Origin of the sequence: Allobosea sp. TAF32 (assembly GCF_052113585.1) — a bacterium.
Taxonomy (GTDB): domain Bacteria; phylum Pseudomonadota; class Alphaproteobacteria; order Rhizobiales; family Beijerinckiaceae; genus Allobosea.
This window is the reverse complement of sequence record NZ_JBFRDM010000008.1, coordinates 316,317-333,476: the sequence shown is the minus strand read 5'-3', so window position 1 is coordinate 333,476 and position 17,160 is coordinate 316,317. Positions and strand designations below refer to the sequence as shown.

Sequence of the window (17,160 nt, the reverse complement as noted above, 5' to 3'; positions counted from 1 at the left end):
ACGACCATGGCCGATATCAGCCTCGAAGCCGTCACGGGCAAACTCAACCGTATCGGCTACGATACCTTCCTTCAGGCGCTGCGGCAGGCGAAGGGCGCCGGCAACCGCAATGTCGAGCTGGCGCATTGGCTCCTGCAGATCCTGCAGGGCAGCGCCAACGACCTGACCCTCACCGCGGATCATTACAAGCTCGACCGGGCCAAGCTGCTGATGGACCTCGGCGGTGTCGTCGAGGGCTTCCGCCGCAACGAGACGGAGATGCCCGGCATCGCCAACCACATCGTCGATATCCTCGACCGTGGCTGGCACTATGCCACGCTGTTCTTCGGCGAGACGCAGATCAGGACCGGCCATCTGCTGGTCGCGGCGCTGAAGTCGAACGATCTGCGCCGGGCGCTGTCCGGACTGTCCAAGGAGTTCGCCAAGGTTCCCATTGACGAGTTGGCGGCGGGCTACGGCAAGATCTGGGCAGGCTCGCAGGAAGAGAACCTGCGGCCGATGGACGGCTCCGGCCTGCGCGCTGCCGGGACGCCGGGCGCCGAGGCCGCCGAAGGACCGAAGGGCACGACCGCGCTCGACCGCTTCTCGCAGGATCTGACCGCCAAGGCGCGTTCCGGCGGCATGGACCCGATCCTCGGGCGCGACGACGAGATCAGGCAGGTCATCGACGTGCTGATGCGCCGGCGCCAGAACAACCCGATCCTCACCGGCGAGGCCGGCGTCGGCAAGACCGCGATCGCGGAAGGCTTCGCCCAGCGTGTGGCCTCGGGCGATGTGCCGCCACCACTCAGGGGCGTGAAGGTCTGCGCGCTCGATATCGGCTTGATGCAGGCCGGCGCCTCTATGAAGGGCGAGTTCGAGCAGCGTTTGCGCTCGGTGATCGACGAAGTCCAGTCTTCGCCGACGCCGGTGATCCTGTTCATCGACGAGGCGCATACGTTGATCGGCGCGGGCGGGCAGGCCGGCACGGGCGATGCCGCCAATTTGCTCAAGCCCGCGCTGGCGCGCGGCACGCTGCGGACGATCGCGGCGACGACATGGGCGGAATACCGGCAGTATTTCGAGAAGGACCCGGCGCTGACGCGGCGCTTCCAGCCGGTGCAGGTCGATGAACCCGATGTCCTGCGCTGCTGCACCATGCTGCGCGGATTGATCGGGCCGATGGAGAAGCACCACAAGGTCCGCATTTCCGATGCCGCTATCGTCGCAGCGGTGACGCTCTCCTCGCGCTACATTCCGGCCCGCCAGCTTCCCGACAAGGCGGTAAGCTTGCTCGACACCGCCTGTGCCCGCGTCGCCATCAGCCAGAGTGCGACCCCGGCCGCGATCGAGGATGCGCGCGTCGCGATCTCCTCGCTGGAGCAGGAGAAGGCGGCGCTGACGTCGGACGCCGATCTCGGCACCGACAGCGCCAAGCGGCTGGGCGAGATCGAAGCGGAGATCGCGGCGAAGCAGGAGAAGCTCGCCGCGCTCGAAGCCGCCTGGGCGAGCGAGCTTGCCATCGTCGAGGAGATCAAGGCGCTGCGGGCCAAGCTTGGCGAGAAGGCGCCCGGTGCTGGTCCGAAGGCGGCCGTTGCGCAGCGGGAGGCCGGTGCCGATGCCGGGACACCGGCACCGGAGGCGGACGGTCCCGCTGTCGAGCCTGCCGCTGCCGATCCGGAGGAGGCCCGTGCGGCGCTCAACGCGAAATTCGCGGCGCTGGGCGAGATCGATCCGGCCAACCGTATGATCTACGCCCATGTCGACGAGCAATCCGTCGCCTCGGTCGTCTCGGACTGGACCGGCATCCCGGTCGGCCGGATGGTCAAGGATGAGATCGAAACGGTGCTCAACCTCGCCGAGACGCTGAACAAGCGTGTCGTCGGGCAGGGGCATGGCATCGGCATGATCGCCAAGCGCATCGAGACCAACCGAGCCAAGCTCGACAACCCGAACAAGCCGATCGGCGTCTTCATGCTCTGCGGCCCCTCCGGCGTCGGCAAGACCGAGACGGCGCTGGCGCTGGCGGAGGCGCTCTATGGCGGAGAGCAGAACGTCGTCACGATCAATATGAGCGAGTTCCAGGAGGCACACACCGTTTCGACGCTGAAGGGCGCGCCTCCCGGCTATGTCGGCTATGGCGAGGGCGGGCGGTTGACGGAGGCGGTCCGGCGCAAGCCCTATTCGGTGGTGCTGCTCGACGAGGTCGAGAAGGCCCATCCCGACGTGCACGAGCTGTTCTTCCAGGTCTTCGACAAGGGCCAGATGGAGGACGGCACCGGCCGGCGCATCGACTTCAAGAACACGCTGATCATCCTGACCTCGAATGTCGGCACCGACGAGATCATGAGCATGTCCGCCAATGGCGCCGCCAAGCCCGATCCCGAGGCGATGGCGGTGAGCCTAAGGCCCGCGCTGCTCAAGGTCTTTCCGCCGGCGCTGATCGGGCGGCTCGTCACCATTCCCTATTATCCGCTCTCCTCGGACATGCTGGCCGGCATCGTTCGGCTGCAGCTCGGGCGCATCGGCAAGCGGCTCAGCGAGAACCACAAGGCGACGTTCACCTATGACGACGCGGTGGTCGAGCACATCGTCGGCCAGTGCAACGACCCGGATTCGGGCGGGCGCATGATCGACAACATCATCACCAACTCGATGCTGCCGGCGCTCTCGCGCGCCATCCTCAACCTGCAGCTCGAGAAGAAGCCGCTGACCGAGGCGAAGGTCTCGGTCGAAGATGGCGCCTTCGCCTATCAGGTGGCATGAACCGCCGCCCTCCGCTCCGCGACTAATGGCGGCTGGGGGGCCGCGCGGTCGTTTTGTACGCGGCTTGGCGCTCCGGCTTGTCGATGGAGCATCGGTGATCTCGGATAAGCGGTTCGCGCTTCCCGGCCCCGTGCTCCGGATCTCAAGGAGGCGAGCGTGGCACTGTCCGAATATGCCGACTGGTGGGACAAGCAGAAGCGGGAAACCGAAAAAATATTGGGTGAATGGGTCGAGGACAACCCGCAATGGTGGGCGGTTGCGGTCGCCACCACCGTGCAGACCTCAATGGACCTCGGAGCCGGCACTGTCGATGTGCTGCGCTTCGGTCAGGGCATGGCACAGGGCGGCCTGGCGGGGTTCGGCAAGGACGGCCTGCGCCTGCTCGGCTTGCTCGGCCCGATGGGGAAGGCGGGCGGGATGTTCTCGCGGCTGGTCCATATGCAGCGGATCCGGTTTGCGGTGCAGGTCCAGGGTGTGACCGGACCCTGCACCTTCCAGGCGGTGAACAACGCCATGTCGATCGCGCGGGGGAAGAGCTATTTCGTCACGCTGAAGGAGATGGCGAAGGCCGTCGGCAGGCCGCTGAAGTCGATCACGAAGGACCGGTTCGGCGATCATGAACTCGGCGCGCATGTGAAGCAGGCGCTGGATTTCATGATCTCTCAGGGCGTCAGGGTCAGGCAGCTTCAGGCGAGGTCGATCCAGGGCGTCACCCAGCTCGCCAAGTCGCAGAATGGCGTCACGGTCTTCGCAATCCGCTGCGTGACCACCCGAGGGGAGCCGATCCAACACTCCGTCATCGCGGTGCGCGATGCGCTGGGGCGGGTCCGTTTCGCCGATTATGGCGGCCGGTATCATGCCACGCTCGAGAGCCTCGTCGAAAGCCTGAACGCCGGGGCGGTCAACAAGGCGGGCATCAATCTCATGGAGGGGCAGGCGATCGGCGCGGTCAAAACCCTGGGTGTCACCGGGTTTATGGAGCAAGGGATCACGCTGTTGAAAGGCGTCGTCTTCGTCATCGAAGGCATGACCGCGATCGAGACGCTTGAGGGGGTCGACTTCGCCGCGCCAGTCGTCGTGGCGGCCACCTCCGCGCCCGCGAAATCCGACCCGGCGTCGCCGGAGGTCGTCAAAGCGAGCTTCGATGCCTTCAAGCAACGCAAGCAGGGCAAGACCATCATCCGGCTGCCCGAGATGGTGATCAGGGCGGGCGAAAAGGCGGCGCCGAAGGCCACGTTGCTGACCGGGGTCCAGTTCCGACTGAATGCGCTGGGCTTTGGTGCAGGACCCATCGACGGCATCAAGGGGCCGAAGACGGCGAAAGCCGTGAAGGCCTTCCAGCAGACCTACCCGCCGCTCAAGGTCGACGGCATTCCCGGGCAGAAGACGCAAGACAGGCTCGTGGAGGTCTGCGGCTTCTGACGCGGTGCCGGAATTCAAGGGAACGCGCGGTCATCTCGCGCGACCGGAGGGAGACCCGGGATCCGTGCCGGAGCGCAGCCAATCGAGGCTCAGGCCTGGATCCCGGCTCTACGCTTCGCTTCGGCCGGGATGATACGCCCTTCCTCGAACATGTCGCGCGCTCTCCAATCGCAATCTGCCAAACTGATTCCGAAATGGCGCGCAACTGATTGTTCCATCAAAGAAAATGGATCATGCCGCCGCTGCGATTTCCTGCTGCATGAAGACGTCGAGCGCATCGCTCTCCTGCTGCGTGAGCCGCAGGCCGAGCTTGCTGCGCCGCCAAAGCACATCCTGCGCCCGGCGCGCCCATTCCGCCTGCATGAGATAGCGAACCTCGCGCTCGTAGAGATCGGCGCCGAAATGGCGGCCGAGATCGGCGGGAGTCTTTGTGCCGGCCAGGATGTCGCGGGCGCGGGTGCCATAGCAACGGGCGAGCCGCGTCACGGTCTTGCGCTCAAGCCAAGCGTTCGCGCCGGCGATCTCGCTGACGAGCTTGTCGAAGCCGCCGACCTGGAAGTCGCCGCCGGGCAGGGCGCCGGTCATTGTCCAGTTGGCACGCGCTGCCCAAGGCGCATGCGGCGCCAGCTTGGCGATCGCGGCTTCCGCCAAGCGGCGATAGGTCGTGATCTTGCCGCCGAAAACGGAGAGCAGCGGGGCCTCGGCCTGCGGAGCGTCGAGCGTCAGGACGTAGTCGCGGGTCGCTTCCTGCGCTTTCGAGGCCCCGTCGTCATAGAGCGGGCGCACGCCCGAATAGGTCCAGACCACGGATTCGGGTGTGACCGGCTGGCGGAAATACTCGCTCGCTGCGGCGCAGAGATAGGCAATCTCCTCCGGCGTCGCGGCGACATCGGCCGGGTCGCCCTTGAAGTCGCGGTCGGTGGTGCCGATCAGGGTGAAGTCCTGCTCGTAGGGGATGGCGAAGACGATGCGGCCGTCCGCATTTTGGAAGATGTAGCAGCGGTCGTGGTCGTAGAGCTTGGGCACGACGATATGGCTGCCCTGGACCATGCGGACGCCGGCCTTGGCGTTGGTGTGGATCACGCCGTTCAGCACTTCGCCGACCCAGGGGCCGGCGGCGTTGACGAGCGCTTTCGCCCAGACCGTTCGCTTGCCTTCAGGGCCCTCGGTCTCGAGCTGCCAGAGGCCGTTCTGACGATGCGCCGATAAGACCCGCGTGCGGGTATGGATCGCGGTGCCGCGCACGGCGGCGTCCATCGCGTTCAGCACGACGAGCCGCGCATCCTCGACCCAGCAGTCGGAGTATTCGAAGGCCTTCGCCTGATTGTCCTTGAGCGGCTTGCCGGCGACATCATGCGCGAGATCGAGCGTGCGCGTGGCGGGCAGGAGCTTGCGGCCGCCGATATGGTCGTAGAGGAACAGGCCCAGGCGCAGCAGCCAGGCCGGGCGCAGGCCCTTGTGATGCGGCAGCACGAAACGCAGCGGGCGGATGATGTGCGGCGCGATGGCCCAGAGCCGCTCGCGCTCCATCAGCGCCTCGCGCACCAGCCGGAACTCGTAATATTCGAGATAGCGCAAGCCGCCATGGATCAGCTTGGTCGAGCGCGAGGAGGTGGCGCTGGCGAGGTCGTCCTTCTCGAACAGCACGACCGAGGCGCCGCGTCCGGCCGCATCACGGGCGATGCCGCAACCATTGATGCCGCCGCCGATGACCGCGAGATCATAGGGGGCGCCGGGGTCCGTGCCGAAGCCGGCGGCGGGCGAGGTGATTTCGGAAGCCATAGCTCGTCTTCTGGCAGACCTGGATGCCGATCGGCAATGGCGCCATCCGGGCCCGGCCGCATCGATGCGATGAACCCGCTCCTGTCGCCAAATCATGGGCGATGTCAATTCGGATCGCTTGACGCGGGGCGCCAGAGGCCGGAACTGGGCCGCGGGGCAGGGCATAGCGCAGGATGATCGAAGCAGAGCGATACCGCGACGGGAGAGTGGCGGCACGGGCGGAAGCGGCCTTGCGCCATCTGCTGGAACTGGCCGGCGCGGCCATCCTCGCCATGCTGTTCGCGGTGGTCATGGCGGCGGTGCTGCGGCGCTATCTGTTCGGCGGCGGCTTCGTCTGGTCGGACGAGCTTGCGATCTGGCTGCATCTGGCGCTGATCGCTGTCGGCGCTCCGCTCGCGGTGACCGGGACGCTGGCGATGCGGCTCGATGTGCTGGTCCGGCTGCTGCCGGAAGGGCTCCGCAAGGTCGCGGCGGTTATCGCGGATGCGATTGCGTTCCATGGAGCGCTTGTGCTGGCGGGTGGCGGCGTCAACGTCGCCTTGCTGGTTGGCGGCCAGTCCACCGTGCTCGGCCTGCCGGAGGCGCTGCGCTTCGCCGTATTCGCCTGCGGCGGCGGCTTGACTGTTCTCGCGCTCCTCCTTCGTGGCCGGCTGGAACGAGGTTGGGCGGCCGCGGTTGCTTCGCTGCTGCTGGGCTTGGGCCTCTACGGGCTCGCGCAGCTCTCCTTCGACCTTTTCCCGACGCCGAGCCTCGTGGCCGCGCTCTTCGCCGGGGCCGGGCTGCTGCTCGGCGCGCCGCTGCCTTTCGCCTTGCTGGCTGGCGTCTCGCTGACCGGGCCATTCGGTGGATTGCTGCCGGAGCCGGCGATCGTGCAGACCATGGTCGGCGGCGTCGGCAAGTTCCTGCTGCTGGCCATTCCCTTCTTCCTGCTCGCTGGCGAATTGCTGACGGAAGGCGGGCTCGCCGAACGGCTGATCCGCTTCGCGGCGACGCTTGTGGGCCATTGGCGGGCGGGGCTGGCGCAGACCGCGCTGGTCGCCAGCGTGCTGTTCTCGGGCGCGTCCGGCTCCTCGGTGGCGAATGCCGCCTTCGGGGCGAAGGTGATGGCGCCGACGCTGGTGGCGCGGGGCTATCCGCCTGCGAATGCCGCGGCGATCGTCGCCGGCGTCTCGATGCTGGACAACATCATCCCGCCCTCGATCGCCTTCCTCATCCTGGCGAGCGCGACGAATCTCTCGGTCGGCTCGCTCCTGCTCGGTGGCTTCGTCGCCGGCGGGGTGCTGGCGCTGTCGCTTGCCATCGGCATCGATCTCAGCGTGCGCGACGTGGTCGATGCCGCACCGAAGGCGAGCGCGGCCGAGCGGGGCAGGGCCTTGATCGGGGCCATTCCCGCGATAGGGCTCGGCGTCGTCATCGTGGTCGGCATCCGCTTCGGCGTGGTGACGGTGACGGAGGCCTCGGCGCTCGCCGTCGCCTATGCGGCGATCGCGTGTCTCGTGCTGCGCAGTCTGAATTGGCGCGGCGTGCTGGCGGCGCTGCGCAAGTCCGCGGCCGAGGCGGCGGCGATCGGCCTTTTGATCGGAGCCTCGGCGCCTTTCGCTTTTCTGCTCGCCGTCGATCGCATCTCCGAACAGATGGCAGGCCTCGTCACGATGTTCGGGGCGGGCCCATACGCGGTCATGCTGCTCGCCAATCTCGTATTGCTGGTGGCCGGGCTCTTTCTCGACATTGGCGCGGCGATCCTGCTGCTGGCGCCGCTACTCCTGCCGGTCGCGGTGGCGGCGGGGCTCGATCCCGTTCAGTTCGGCGTGGTGCTCGTCGTCAACCTGATGATCCACGGGCTGACGCCACCGCTCGGCATCCTCGTCTATGTCGTCAGCGGCATCATGCGCGTGCCGGCGGCGGCGGTGTTCCGAGCCGTACTGCCGCTGCTCGGCGTGCTCCTGGCGGCACTCATGGCTCTGTCGCTGGGCATGGCTGCGTGGCCCGCGCTTGCGCCGACGCTTAAGGCGCTGTTTTGATGCGCGCTTCTTCGCCCGGCGTCCGCGCCGTATCGTCGCCTTCGCCGTGAGCCTGCCCCGGACCTGATGCCGTCATGATCTTCACCGACATCGCGACGCGGACCTATAACCATGGCTGGCGGCTTGACCCGATCATTCGCAGCCTGCTCGACACCGATTTCTACAAGCTCCTGATGCTGCAGATGATCCGGGCCTTCCACCCGGACGTGCAGGTCACCTTCTCGCTGATCAACCGCTCGAAGCACATCCGCCTCGCCGATATCGTCGACGAGGGCGAGCTCCGAGCCCAGCTCGACCACGCCCGTTCGCTGCGCTTCACCAAGAACGAGCTGATCTGGCTGGCAGGCAACAGCTTCTACGGCAAGACGCAGATGTTCTCGCCGGACTTCATGGGCTGGCTAGCCGATTTCCAGCTTCCCGAATACGACCTGCGTCGAGTCGACGGGCAGTACGAGCTGCATTTCGAGGGACCCTGGACCCACACGACGATGTGGGAGGTGCCGGCGCTTGCCATCATCAACGAGTTGCGCGCCCGGCGCGTGATGCTCGGCCAGAAGCGCTTCTCGCTCGATGTGCTCTATGCCCGCGCCAAGGCCAAGATGTGGGACAAGGTCGAGCGGCTGCAGAAGCTGCCGAACCTCAAGCTCTCCGATTTCGGTACGCGCCGGCGCCACGGCCATCTCTGGCAACGCTGGTGCGTCGAGGCGCTGAAGGAGGGGTTGGGGCCGGCCTTCACCGGCACGTCCAACGTGCTGCTCGCCATGGACGCGGACCTCGAGGCCATCGGCACCAATGCGCATGAGCTGCCGATGGTGCTGGCCGCGCTCGCCGATTCGGACAAGGAGCTGCTGCGTGCGCCCTATCGCGTGCTCGACGAATGGCGCCAGGTCTATGGCGGCAACCTGCTGATCGCATTGCCGGACGCGTTCGGGACCCAGAGTTTCCTGCGCCATGCCCCGGGTTGGGTGGCGGACTGGACAGGGTTCCGCCCGGACAGCGCTCCGCCGATTCCAGCGGGTGAAGCGATCATGACCTGGTGGCGCGAGCACGGGCGGGATCCGCGCGAGAAGATGCTGGTCTTCTCCGACGGCCTCGACGTCGACGCGATCGAGCGTGTCTACCACCATTTCGACGGCAAGGTCCGCATGGCCTTCGGCTGGGGCACGGATCTTACCAATGATCTCGTGGGCTGTTCGCCGGACGGTTCGCGCGCGCTCGATCCGATGTCGCTGGTCTGCAAGGTGACGAAGGCAAACGGGCGGCCGGCAGTGAAGCTCTCCGATAACCCGGAGAAGGTTTCCGGCGATTCCAAGGCGATCGAGCGCTACCGGCGGGTGTTTGGAGTTTAATGACGTAGGGTAAGCAAAATATGTTGCCATTATGTTCTCGGCGCGCGATATTGCTCGCGGGTTGGGGAGCTCGGCATGATGCGCTTACTGGTTGTGTTGTTCGCGGCGCTCGCCGTGGTTGCCGCTACGGCGGCTTCATTTGCCGAAACGATAGGACGTGAACGGCTGAACGAAGCTCGGCCTCTCAGCGAGGCCGAGCTGGCGGGGCTGCTCACGACCATGATCAAGGGTCGCGCGGGCGTCAGCGCTGTGCGCGTCGAAGCCGGCGATGTGGTTTTCAGGGCAGCCGGTCACGATGTCCGGATGGGGTTGGCTCCGCTCAGCGCGCAATTCAATGCTTTACCAGACGCGAAGAGTCGGCAGGGCGCTTTCGACAAGCTGACGCAACGTGTCACCGAGGCGGTCGCGGGCCAGTCGGCCCCCAAGACCGAAGCGGAGCGTGCACGCTTCATCGCGGCTCTGATCCCTGTCATGAAGAACCGATCCTATGTCGAGCAGTTCGCCGCTATGGCTCGCAAGAAGGGTGATCCCAACGCGCGATTGCTACATGTTCCGCTGGAGGGCGACATCATCGTCGCAGCGGCACTCGATCTTCCGAAGATCACGCGCTTCGTCTCCGTTGGGGAGGGCGGCCAGTACGGGATGAGCGACAAGGACGTGCTGCGCGCGGTTCTGGACAACTGGGTCCGGCGCGTCGACCGGTTCGAGATCCATGATTTCGGAAAGCTGCGGAGATTCCATTTCGGCGAGGGCGACTACAACGCCTCGATCCTGCTGCTGGAGAATCCCTGGAAGGACGTTCCGAATCTGCCACGCAATGTCGCCATCGCCGTGCCCTCACGCAACATCCTCGCCTTCGGAGACGCCGACGACACCGAGGCAGTCGCCGCGCTGTGGTCGCTGACGAAAGCCCCCGATGGCGGCTTTCCTGTCAGCAAGCAGCTCTACAGGTTAGGTCCGGAGGGTTTCCGCGTCATGCCCTAGTCGCACGGGGTGCTTTTGGAAGCCTGCGGCGGCCGGCAGCAACGCGCCGCGGTACGCAGGAAAGCTTATCGGGGGTCTTCGGAATGGCCCCAACGGCCTGCCGGAGGGACGATTAGGATGCAGACCTTAGTCGTAATGGCTTGGCTGAAAGCAGCGCGCTAGTCCCGACTCCGAAGATGCCGGGGGCGCTCCAATATGATTCGTTTGTGTCTTGCGGTCGCGGTTGCTGCCGCCCTGGCTGGCTGCGTGGTGCCGGAGCGACGTCTGTCGATTACCGATGTCCGAGAGCTGAAGATCGCCGACGTGCTGGTCGAGTTTCCGATGCAGCCCCCGGGCCAGCCGGATAAGATTATCTGGCCGAAGGCGGCTCTCGCTTACGCTCAGCTCAAGATGCCGGCGGCCACGAGGCCGGGGCAAAGCGGTCGCGATCCGACAGGGACCTCCTTGCCGAGCAGCCCAGAGCAGGCAGAGTGGGATGCCAAGTTTACCGCTTTGATGCAGAGCCCGGCAGCAGCGGCACAGACGCGCGGCACACTGGCGGAGCTTGTACGCAACAGCTTCAAGAAGCGGTTCGTCGACCAGCCGGCCGGACGCCGGGCGGTGAAGCTCAAAGTCATCGTGAAAGGGCTTCAGGCTCCCGGAGGGCAGGCCAATTTCTCTGCCGATGTCATCGTCCTCGACGGCGTTACCGGTCGGCCTCTGAGCGAATATCCGGATCTGGTCGGAATTCGCGCAGCGTCACAGGCAGTCGTGCCAGCCACTCCGATCGGCATCATCGTAGGCCTTGCGGCCTTGGCCGTCATAGACCAGATCCGTGCTGATCCGGCGCATGACGCGATCGACGACGCATCCTCGCGCTTCTCCGGATGGCTTCTTCGATGGCCAAAGAGAAATTCGCTCGTACGAAGCCGCACTGCAACATTGGCACGATTGGTCACGTCGACCATGGCAAGACGTCGTTGACGGCTGCGATCACGAAGGTCCTGGCCGAGTCCGGCGGCGCGTCGTTCACGGCGTATGACCAGATCGACAAGGCGCCGGAAGAGAAGGCCCGCGGCATCACGATCTCGACGGCGCACGTCGAGTACGAGACCCCGGCGCGTCACTACGCCCATGTCGACTGCCCCGGCCACGCCGACTACGTGAAGAACATGATCACGGGCGCGGCGCAGATGGACGGCGCGATCCTGGTGGTGTCGGCTGCCGACGGCCCGATGCCGCAGACCCGCGAGCACATCCTGCTGGCGCGCCAGGTCGGCGTTCCCGCGCTGGTGGTGTTCATGAACAAGGTCGATCTCGTCGACGACGCCGAGCTGCTCGAGCTGGTCGAGATGGAGATCCGCGAGCTTCTCTCGAAGTACGACTTCCCGGGCGACGACATCCCGATCACCAAGGGTTCGGCCAAGGCCGCCCTGGACAACGTCACGCCGGAAATCGGCCATGACGCGGTGATCGCGCTGATGAAGACGGTGGACGACTACATCCCGCAGCCGGAGCGTCCGATCGACCAGCCGTTCCTGATGCCGGTCGAGGACGTGTTCTCGATCTCGGGCCGCGGCACGGTGGTGACCGGCCGCGTCGAGCGCGGCATCGTCAAGGTTGGCGAGGAAATCGAGATCGTCGGCCTGAAGGACACCGTGCGCACGACGGACGTGACCGGCGTGGTGACCCTGCCGGAAGGCACGGAGATGGTGATGCCGGGCGACAACATCTCGATGGAGGTGACGCTGATCGCCCCGATCGCGATGGAAGAGAAGCTGCGCTTCGCCATCCGCGAAGGCGGCCGCACCGTCGGCGCCGGCGTCGTCGCTTCGATCATTGCGTAACGCGTTTTCGTGAGGGGCGCGGGCCCTTCGGGCCTTCGCCTCTACACGTCACGGAGAAAACAAGACCATGAACGGTCAGAACATTCGGATCCGCCTCAAGGCGTTCGACCACCGCATCCTCGACGCTTCGACGCGCGAGATCGTGTCGACCGCGAAGCGGACGGGCGCTCAGGTCCGCGGACCGATTCCGCTGCCCACGCTCATCGAGAAGTTCACCGTCAACCGCTCGCCGCACATCGACAAGAAGTCGCGCGAGCAGTTTGAGATGCGGACCCACAAGCGGGTCCTCGACATTGTCGATCCGACTCCCCAGACGGTCGACGCCCTCATGAAGCTTGATCTCGCCGCCGGCGTCGACGTCGAAATCAAGCTCTGATCCGATTGAACGGGTCCTCTGTTTCCGGCGACCCCGGATGGACATGACCCCAGAAGAAGGTGTGCACCGATGCGTTCCGGTGTGATTGCACAGAAAGTCGGGATGACCCGCGTCTTCACGGATGCTGGCGAACATATCCCGGTCACCGTGCTGAAGCTCGACAGCTGCCAGGTTGTCGCGCATCGCACGAAAGAGAAGAACGGCTATGTGGCCGTGCAGCTGGGCTCCGGCACGGCGAAGGTGAAGAATGTCTCGAAGGCTGAGCGCGGTCACTTCGCGGTCGCCACGGTCGAGCCGAAGCGCAAGGTGGTCGAGTTCCGCGTCAGCGATGACGCGCTGATCCCGGTCGGCGCCGAGCTGACCGCGGACCACTTCGTCGTCGGCCAGTTCGTCGACGTCTCCGGCACCACCACCGGCAAGGGCTTCGCCGGCGGTATGAAGCGCTGGAACTTCGGCGGTCTGCGCGCCACCCACGGCGTCTCGGTCTCGCACCGTTCGATCGGTTCGACCGGCGGCCGTCAGGACCCGGGCAAGACCTTCAAGAACAAGAAGATGCCGGGCCATCTTGGCGCCGAGCGCGTCACCACGCAGAACCTGCGCGTCGTCCAGACGGATGCCGAGCGTGGCCTGATCCTCGTCGAGGGCGCCGTTCCCGGCGTTGCTGGCGGCTGGATCCATGTCCGCGACGCCGTCAAGCGCGCCCTGCCGAAGGATGCGCCGCTGCCGGGCAAGTTCAAGGTTGCCGGCGAGAGCAAGGCGGAAGAGGCTCCTGCGGCCCAGGCTGAGGAGAACGCGTGATGAAATTCGATATCGTCACTCTTGAAGGCGGCAACGCCGGCTCCCTCGAGCTGTCGGATGCGGTGTTCGGCCTCGAGCCGCGCGCTGACCTCCTCGCCCGCATGGTTCGCTATCAGCTCGCCAAGCGTCGCGCCGGGACTCACAAGTCCAAGGGCCGCTCGGAAGTCGATCGCACCCGCAAGAAGATCTACAAGCAGAAGGGCACCGGCGGCGCTCGCCACGGCGCGGCTTCGGCTCCGCAGTTCCGCGGCGGCGGCAAAGCCTTCGGTCCGGTGCTGCGCGACCACGCTCACGACCTTCCCAAGAAGGTCCGCGCGCTCGCTCTGCGCCATGCGCTCTCGGCCAAGGCGAAGGATGCCGGCATCATCGTGATCGACGATGCCACGCTCTCCGAGCCGAAGACCAAGGTGCTGCTCGGCCACTTCGGCAAGCTCGACCTGTCGAGCGCGCTGATCATCGGTGGCGCCGAGATCGATACGAACTTCGGCCTGGCCGCTCGCTCGATCCCGAATGTCGACGTTCTGCCGGTCCAGGGCATCAACGTCTATGACATCCTGCGTCGCGACAAGCTTGTCCTGACGCGTGCGGCTGTCGATGCGCTGGAGGCGCGCTTCAAATGAGCCAGTCCGCCAAGAACCTCGACCCGCGCCACTACGATGTGATCGTGGCGCCGGTCATCACCGAGAAGGCGACGATGCTCTCTGAGCACAACAAGGTCGTCTTCAAGGTTGCCCGCACCGCGACCAAGCCGCAGATCAAGGCGGCGATCGAGAAGCTCTTCGACGTTAAGGTCAAGAGCGTCAACACGATCGTCACCGAAGGCAAGGTCAAGGTCTTCCGTGGCCGCCTCGGCCAGCGCTCGGACGTCAAGAAGGCCGTTGTGACCCTCGAAGAGGGCCACTCGATCGACGTGACCACGGGCCTCTGAGGGAAGGATCGCCATCATGGCTTTGAAACACTTCAAGCCGATCACGCCGAGCCTTCGCCAGCTCGTGATCGTCGACCGCAGCGAGCTCTACAAGGGCAAGCCGGTCAAGACCCTGACCGAGGGCAAGAGCTCCTCGGGCGGCCGCAACAACCTCGGCCGTATCACCGTCCGCTTCCGCGGCGGTGGCCACAAGCGTACGCTGCGCCTCGTCGACTTCAAGCGTCGCGGCAAGGCCGGCATCCCGGCGACCGTCGAGCGGCTCGAGTACGATCCGAACCGGACGGCATTCATCGCCCTGATCAAGTATCAGGACGGCGAGCAGGCCTACATCCTGGCGCCGCAGCGCCTGGCAGTCGGCGACACCGTCGTCGCGGGTGACAATGTCGACGTGAAGCCCGGCAACGCGGCGCCCATGGGCACGCTGCCGATCGGCACGATCGTCCACAATGTCGAGCTCAAGATCGGCAAGGGCGGCGCTCTGGCCCGCTCCGCCGGCAACTACGCCCAGATCGTCGGTCGCGACCAGGGTTACGTCATCGTCCGCCTGAACTCGGGCGAACAGCGCCTGATCTCGGGCCTGTGCTACGCCACCGTCGGCGCCGTCTCGAACCCGGATCACATGAACCGGAACGACGGCAAGGCTGGTCGCTCGCGCTGGCTCGGCCGCCGTCCGCATAACCGCGGCGTCTCGATGAACCCGGTCGACCATCCGCATGGCGGTGGTGAGGGCCGGACCTCGGGTGGCCGTCATCCGGTCACGCCCTGGGGTCTGCCGACCAAGGGCAAGAAGACCCGCTCGAACAAGCGGACCGATACGTTCATCGTGTCGAGCCGTCACGCCCGCAAGAAGAAGAACTGAGGTCCGTCATGGCGCGTTCGCTTTGGAAAGGTCCGTTTGTCGACGGATACCTCCTGAAGAAGGCAGAGGTCGCCCGGACCTCGGCCCGAAATGAAGTCATCAAGATCTGGAGCCGTCGCTCCACGATCCTGCCGCAGTTCGTCGGTCTGACGTTCGGCGTGTACAACGGACAGAAGCATGTGCCGGTGTCCGTGTCCGAGGAAATGGTGGGTCACAAGTTCGGCGAGTTCTCGCCGACCCGCACCTTCCACGGCCACGCTGCCGACAAGAAGGCGAAGAGGAAGTAAGCCATGGGTAAAGCATCCGCCCCCCGTGCGCTGCCCGAGAACGAAGCGCTTGCGGTCGCCCGCAACCTGCGCGTCTCGCCGCAGAAGCTGAACCTCGTCGCTCAGCTGATCCGCGGCAAGAAGGTCTCGACGGCGCTCGCCGATCTCGAGTTCTCCCGCAAGCGCATCGCGAACGATGTTCGCAAGTGCCTGCAGAGCGCGATCGCCAACGCCGAGAACAATCACGACCTCGACGTCGACGATCTCGTCGTCGCCCAGGCCTTTGTCGGCAAGGCACTCGTCATGAAGCGCTTCCACGCCCGCGCCCGCGGCCGTGGCGCCCGGATCATGAAGCCGTTCTCGAACATCACGATCGTGGTGCGCGAGCAGGCAGCGCAGGCCTGAGGAGAGAACGATGGGTCAGAAAATCAATCCGATCGGCCTGCGCCTCGGCATCAACCGTACCTGGGACTCGCGTTGGTTCGCCAACAAGGGCGAGTACGGCAAGCTGCTGCATGAGGACATGGCGATCCGCGCCGCCCTGATGAAGCTGCTGAAGCAGGCTGCTGTCTCGAAGATCATCATCGAGCGTCCGCACAAGAAGTGCCGCGTCACCATCCACTCGGCTCGTCCGGGCGTGGTGATCGGCAAGAAGGGTGCCGACATCGAGAAGCTCCGCAAGGTGGTCTCGAACCTCACCAAGGCCGATGTGACGATCAACATCGTCGAGGTGCGCAAGCCCGAGATCGACGCGACGCTCGTCGCCGACTCGATCGCGCAGCAGCTCGAGCGCCGTGTCGCCTTCCGTCGTGCGATGAAGCGCGCCGTGCAGTCGGCCATGCGTCTGGGCGCCGAGGGCATCCGCATCAACTGCTCGGGCCGTCTCGGCGGCGCCGAGATCGCCCGCCTCGAATGGTACCGTGAGGGCCGCGTGCCGCTGCATACGCTGCGCGCCGACGTCGATTACGGCGTCGCCACCGCCTTCACGACCTACGGGACGTGCGGCATCAAGGTCTGGATCTTCAAGGGCGAGATCCTGGAACACGACCCGATGGCCCAGGACAAGCGCCTCTCCGACGAGGGCGGCCGTTCCGGCGGCCGCGACCGTGATCACCGCGATCGCGATCGTCGCGAGCAGGCTGCGTAAGGCTGATCGAGAAGAGCCATGCTGCAACCAAAACGCACCAAGTTCCGTAAGCAGTTCAAGGGACGCATCTCCGGCGTCGCCAAGGGCGGCACGGACCTCAACTTCGGCCAGTTCGGCCTGAAGGCACAAGAGCCCGAGCGCGTTACCGCTCGTCAGATCGAAGCGGCCCGCCGCGCGATCACCCGCGCGATGAAGCGCGTCGGCCGCGTCTGGATCCGCGTGTTCCCCGACGTGCCGGTTTCGAAGAAACCGACCGAAGTCCGCATGGGTAAGGGCAAGGGTTCGCCCGAATTCTGGGCGGCCAAGGTCAAGCCGGGCCGGATCATGTTCGAGCTCGACGGCGTGTCCGAGGAGATCGCCCGCGAGGCGCTCCGTCTCGGCGCCGCCAAGCTGCCGATCAAGACCCGCTTCATCCAGCGCATCGCCGAGTAAGGGAGGGCGACATGAAAAGCACACAGCGTCTTTCCGACCTGAAGTCGATGAGCACGGACCAGCTCCAGGATGAGTTGCTCAAGCTGAAGAAGGAGCAGTTCAACCTGCGCTTCCAGCGGGCAACGGGCCAGCTCGAGAACACCGCGCGCGTCACCGAACTGCGCAAGGATATCGCCCGCATCAAGACGCTGCAGCGGTCGAAGGCCGTTGCGGCCAGCGCGTGAG

General features: G+C 65.7%; 18 protein-coding genes. 17 read left to right on the top strand and 1 reads right to left on the bottom strand.

Annotated elements, in window-relative coordinates:
• Positions 1 to 6: 6 nt before the first annotated feature.
• Together tssH and AB4Z16_RS18745 are read left to right on the top strand one after the other, a co-directional pair.
• Positions 7 to 2,745, top strand: a complete 2,739-nt coding sequence (tssH, locus tag AB4Z16_RS18750; RefSeq protein ID WP_441512855.1) for a type VI secretion system ATPase TssH — start codon at positions 7 to 9, stop codon at positions 2,743 to 2,745.
• Between the two features lie 156 nt (positions 2,746 to 2,901).
• Positions 2,902 to 4,167, top strand: coding sequence for a peptidoglycan-binding domain-containing protein (locus AB4Z16_RS18745; protein ID WP_441512854.1), 1,266 nt, complete (start codon positions 2,902 to 2,904; stop codon positions 4,165 to 4,167).
• Between the two features lie 231 nt (positions 4,168 to 4,398).
• Here AB4Z16_RS18745 and glpD read toward each other — a convergent pair whose 3' ends face one another.
• Positions 4,399 to 5,949 (bottom strand): glycerol-3-phosphate dehydrogenase, encoded by a 1,551-nt coding sequence (glpD, locus tag AB4Z16_RS18740; protein WP_441512853.1) that lies wholly within the window; start codon positions 5,947 to 5,949, stop codon positions 4,399 to 4,401.
• A 173-nt stretch (positions 5,950 to 6,122) separates the two neighbouring features.
• Here glpD and AB4Z16_RS18735 point away from each other — a divergent pair, with 173 nt between their 5' ends.
• The 15 genes from AB4Z16_RS18735 (at position 6,123) to rpmC (ending at position 17,159) form a co-directional block, all read left to right on the top strand.
• A complete protein-coding gene (locus tag AB4Z16_RS18735; RefSeq protein ID WP_441512852.1) occupies positions 6,123 to 7,970 on the top strand; it encodes a TRAP transporter large permease in 1,848 nt (615 codons plus the stop codon).
• Positions 7,971 to 8,044: 74 nt separating this feature from the next.
• Positions 8,045 to 9,319: a nicotinate phosphoribosyltransferase gene (gene pncB / locus AB4Z16_RS18730; RefSeq protein WP_441512851.1), complete on the top strand. Its 1,275-nt coding sequence runs from the start codon at positions 8,045 to 8,047 to the stop codon at positions 9,317 to 9,319.
• Positions 9,320 to 9,394: 75 nt separating this feature from the next.
• A complete protein-coding gene (locus AB4Z16_RS18725) occupies positions 9,395 to 10,303 on the top strand; it encodes a hypothetical protein (protein WP_441512850.1) in 909 nt (302 codons plus the stop codon).
• 195 nt (positions 10,304 to 10,498) lie between these two features.
• Positions 10,499 to 11,266: a hypothetical protein gene (locus AB4Z16_RS18720; protein ID WP_441512849.1), complete on the top strand. Its 768-nt coding sequence runs from the start codon at positions 10,499 to 10,501 to the stop codon at positions 11,264 to 11,266.
• A complete protein-coding gene (locus AB4Z16_RS18715; protein WP_441512848.1) occupies positions 11,182 to 12,129 on the top strand; it encodes an elongation factor Tu in 948 nt (315 codons plus the stop codon). The genes AB4Z16_RS18720 and AB4Z16_RS18715 overlap by 85 nt, the downstream gene beginning before the upstream one ends.
• 67 nt (positions 12,130 to 12,196) lie before the next feature.
• The gene (gene rpsJ, locus AB4Z16_RS18710) at positions 12,197 to 12,505 is read left to right on the top strand and encodes a 30S ribosomal protein S10 (protein ID WP_043237115.1); all 309 of its coding nucleotides are present in this window, start codon (positions 12,197 to 12,199) and stop codon (positions 12,503 to 12,505) included.
• A 69-nt stretch (positions 12,506 to 12,574) separates the two neighbouring features.
• On the top strand, positions 12,575 to 13,303 hold the full coding sequence (gene rplC, locus AB4Z16_RS18705) for a 50S ribosomal protein L3 (RefSeq protein ID WP_441512847.1): 729 nt from the start codon (positions 12,575 to 12,577) through the stop codon (positions 13,301 to 13,303).
• On the top strand, positions 13,303 to 13,923 hold the full coding sequence (gene rplD / locus AB4Z16_RS18700) for a 50S ribosomal protein L4 (protein WP_441512846.1): 621 nt from the start codon (positions 13,303 to 13,305) through the stop codon (positions 13,921 to 13,923). The genes rplC and rplD overlap by 1 nt, the downstream gene beginning before the upstream one ends.
• Positions 13,920 to 14,231: a 50S ribosomal protein L23 gene (locus AB4Z16_RS18695; protein WP_149128651.1), complete on the top strand. Its 312-nt coding sequence runs from the start codon at positions 13,920 to 13,922 to the stop codon at positions 14,229 to 14,231. The genes rplD and AB4Z16_RS18695 overlap by 4 nt, the downstream gene beginning before the upstream one ends.
• A gap of 16 nt (positions 14,232 to 14,247) precedes the next feature.
• Positions 14,248 to 15,090, top strand: coding sequence for a 50S ribosomal protein L2 (rplB, locus tag AB4Z16_RS18690; protein WP_441512845.1), 843 nt, complete (start codon positions 14,248 to 14,250; stop codon positions 15,088 to 15,090).
• An 8-nt stretch (positions 15,091 to 15,098) separates the two neighbouring features.
• On the top strand, positions 15,099 to 15,377 hold the full coding sequence (gene rpsS, locus AB4Z16_RS18685) for a 30S ribosomal protein S19 (protein ID WP_441470739.1): 279 nt from the start codon (positions 15,099 to 15,101) through the stop codon (positions 15,375 to 15,377).
• Positions 15,378 to 15,380: 3 nt separating this feature from the next.
• Positions 15,381 to 15,761 (top strand): 50S ribosomal protein L22, encoded by a 381-nt coding sequence (rplV, locus tag AB4Z16_RS18680; RefSeq protein ID WP_441512844.1) that lies wholly within the window; start codon positions 15,381 to 15,383, stop codon positions 15,759 to 15,761.
• A gap of 10 nt (positions 15,762 to 15,771) precedes the next feature.
• Complete coding sequence (gene rpsC / locus AB4Z16_RS18675; RefSeq protein WP_441512843.1) at positions 15,772 to 16,503, top strand: 30S ribosomal protein S3; 732 nt, start codon at positions 15,772 to 15,774, stop codon at positions 16,501 to 16,503.
• Between the two features lie 18 nt (positions 16,504 to 16,521).
• Entirely contained in the window at positions 16,522 to 16,935 is a 414-nt protein-coding gene (rplP, locus tag AB4Z16_RS18670) for a 50S ribosomal protein L16 (protein WP_112581124.1), read from the top strand.
• A gap of 11 nt (positions 16,936 to 16,946) precedes the next feature.
• On the top strand, positions 16,947 to 17,159 hold the full coding sequence (gene rpmC / locus AB4Z16_RS18665; RefSeq protein ID WP_400506013.1) for a 50S ribosomal protein L29: 213 nt from the start codon (positions 16,947 to 16,949) through the stop codon (positions 17,157 to 17,159).
• The last annotated feature ends 1 nt before the right edge of the window (position 17,160 follow it).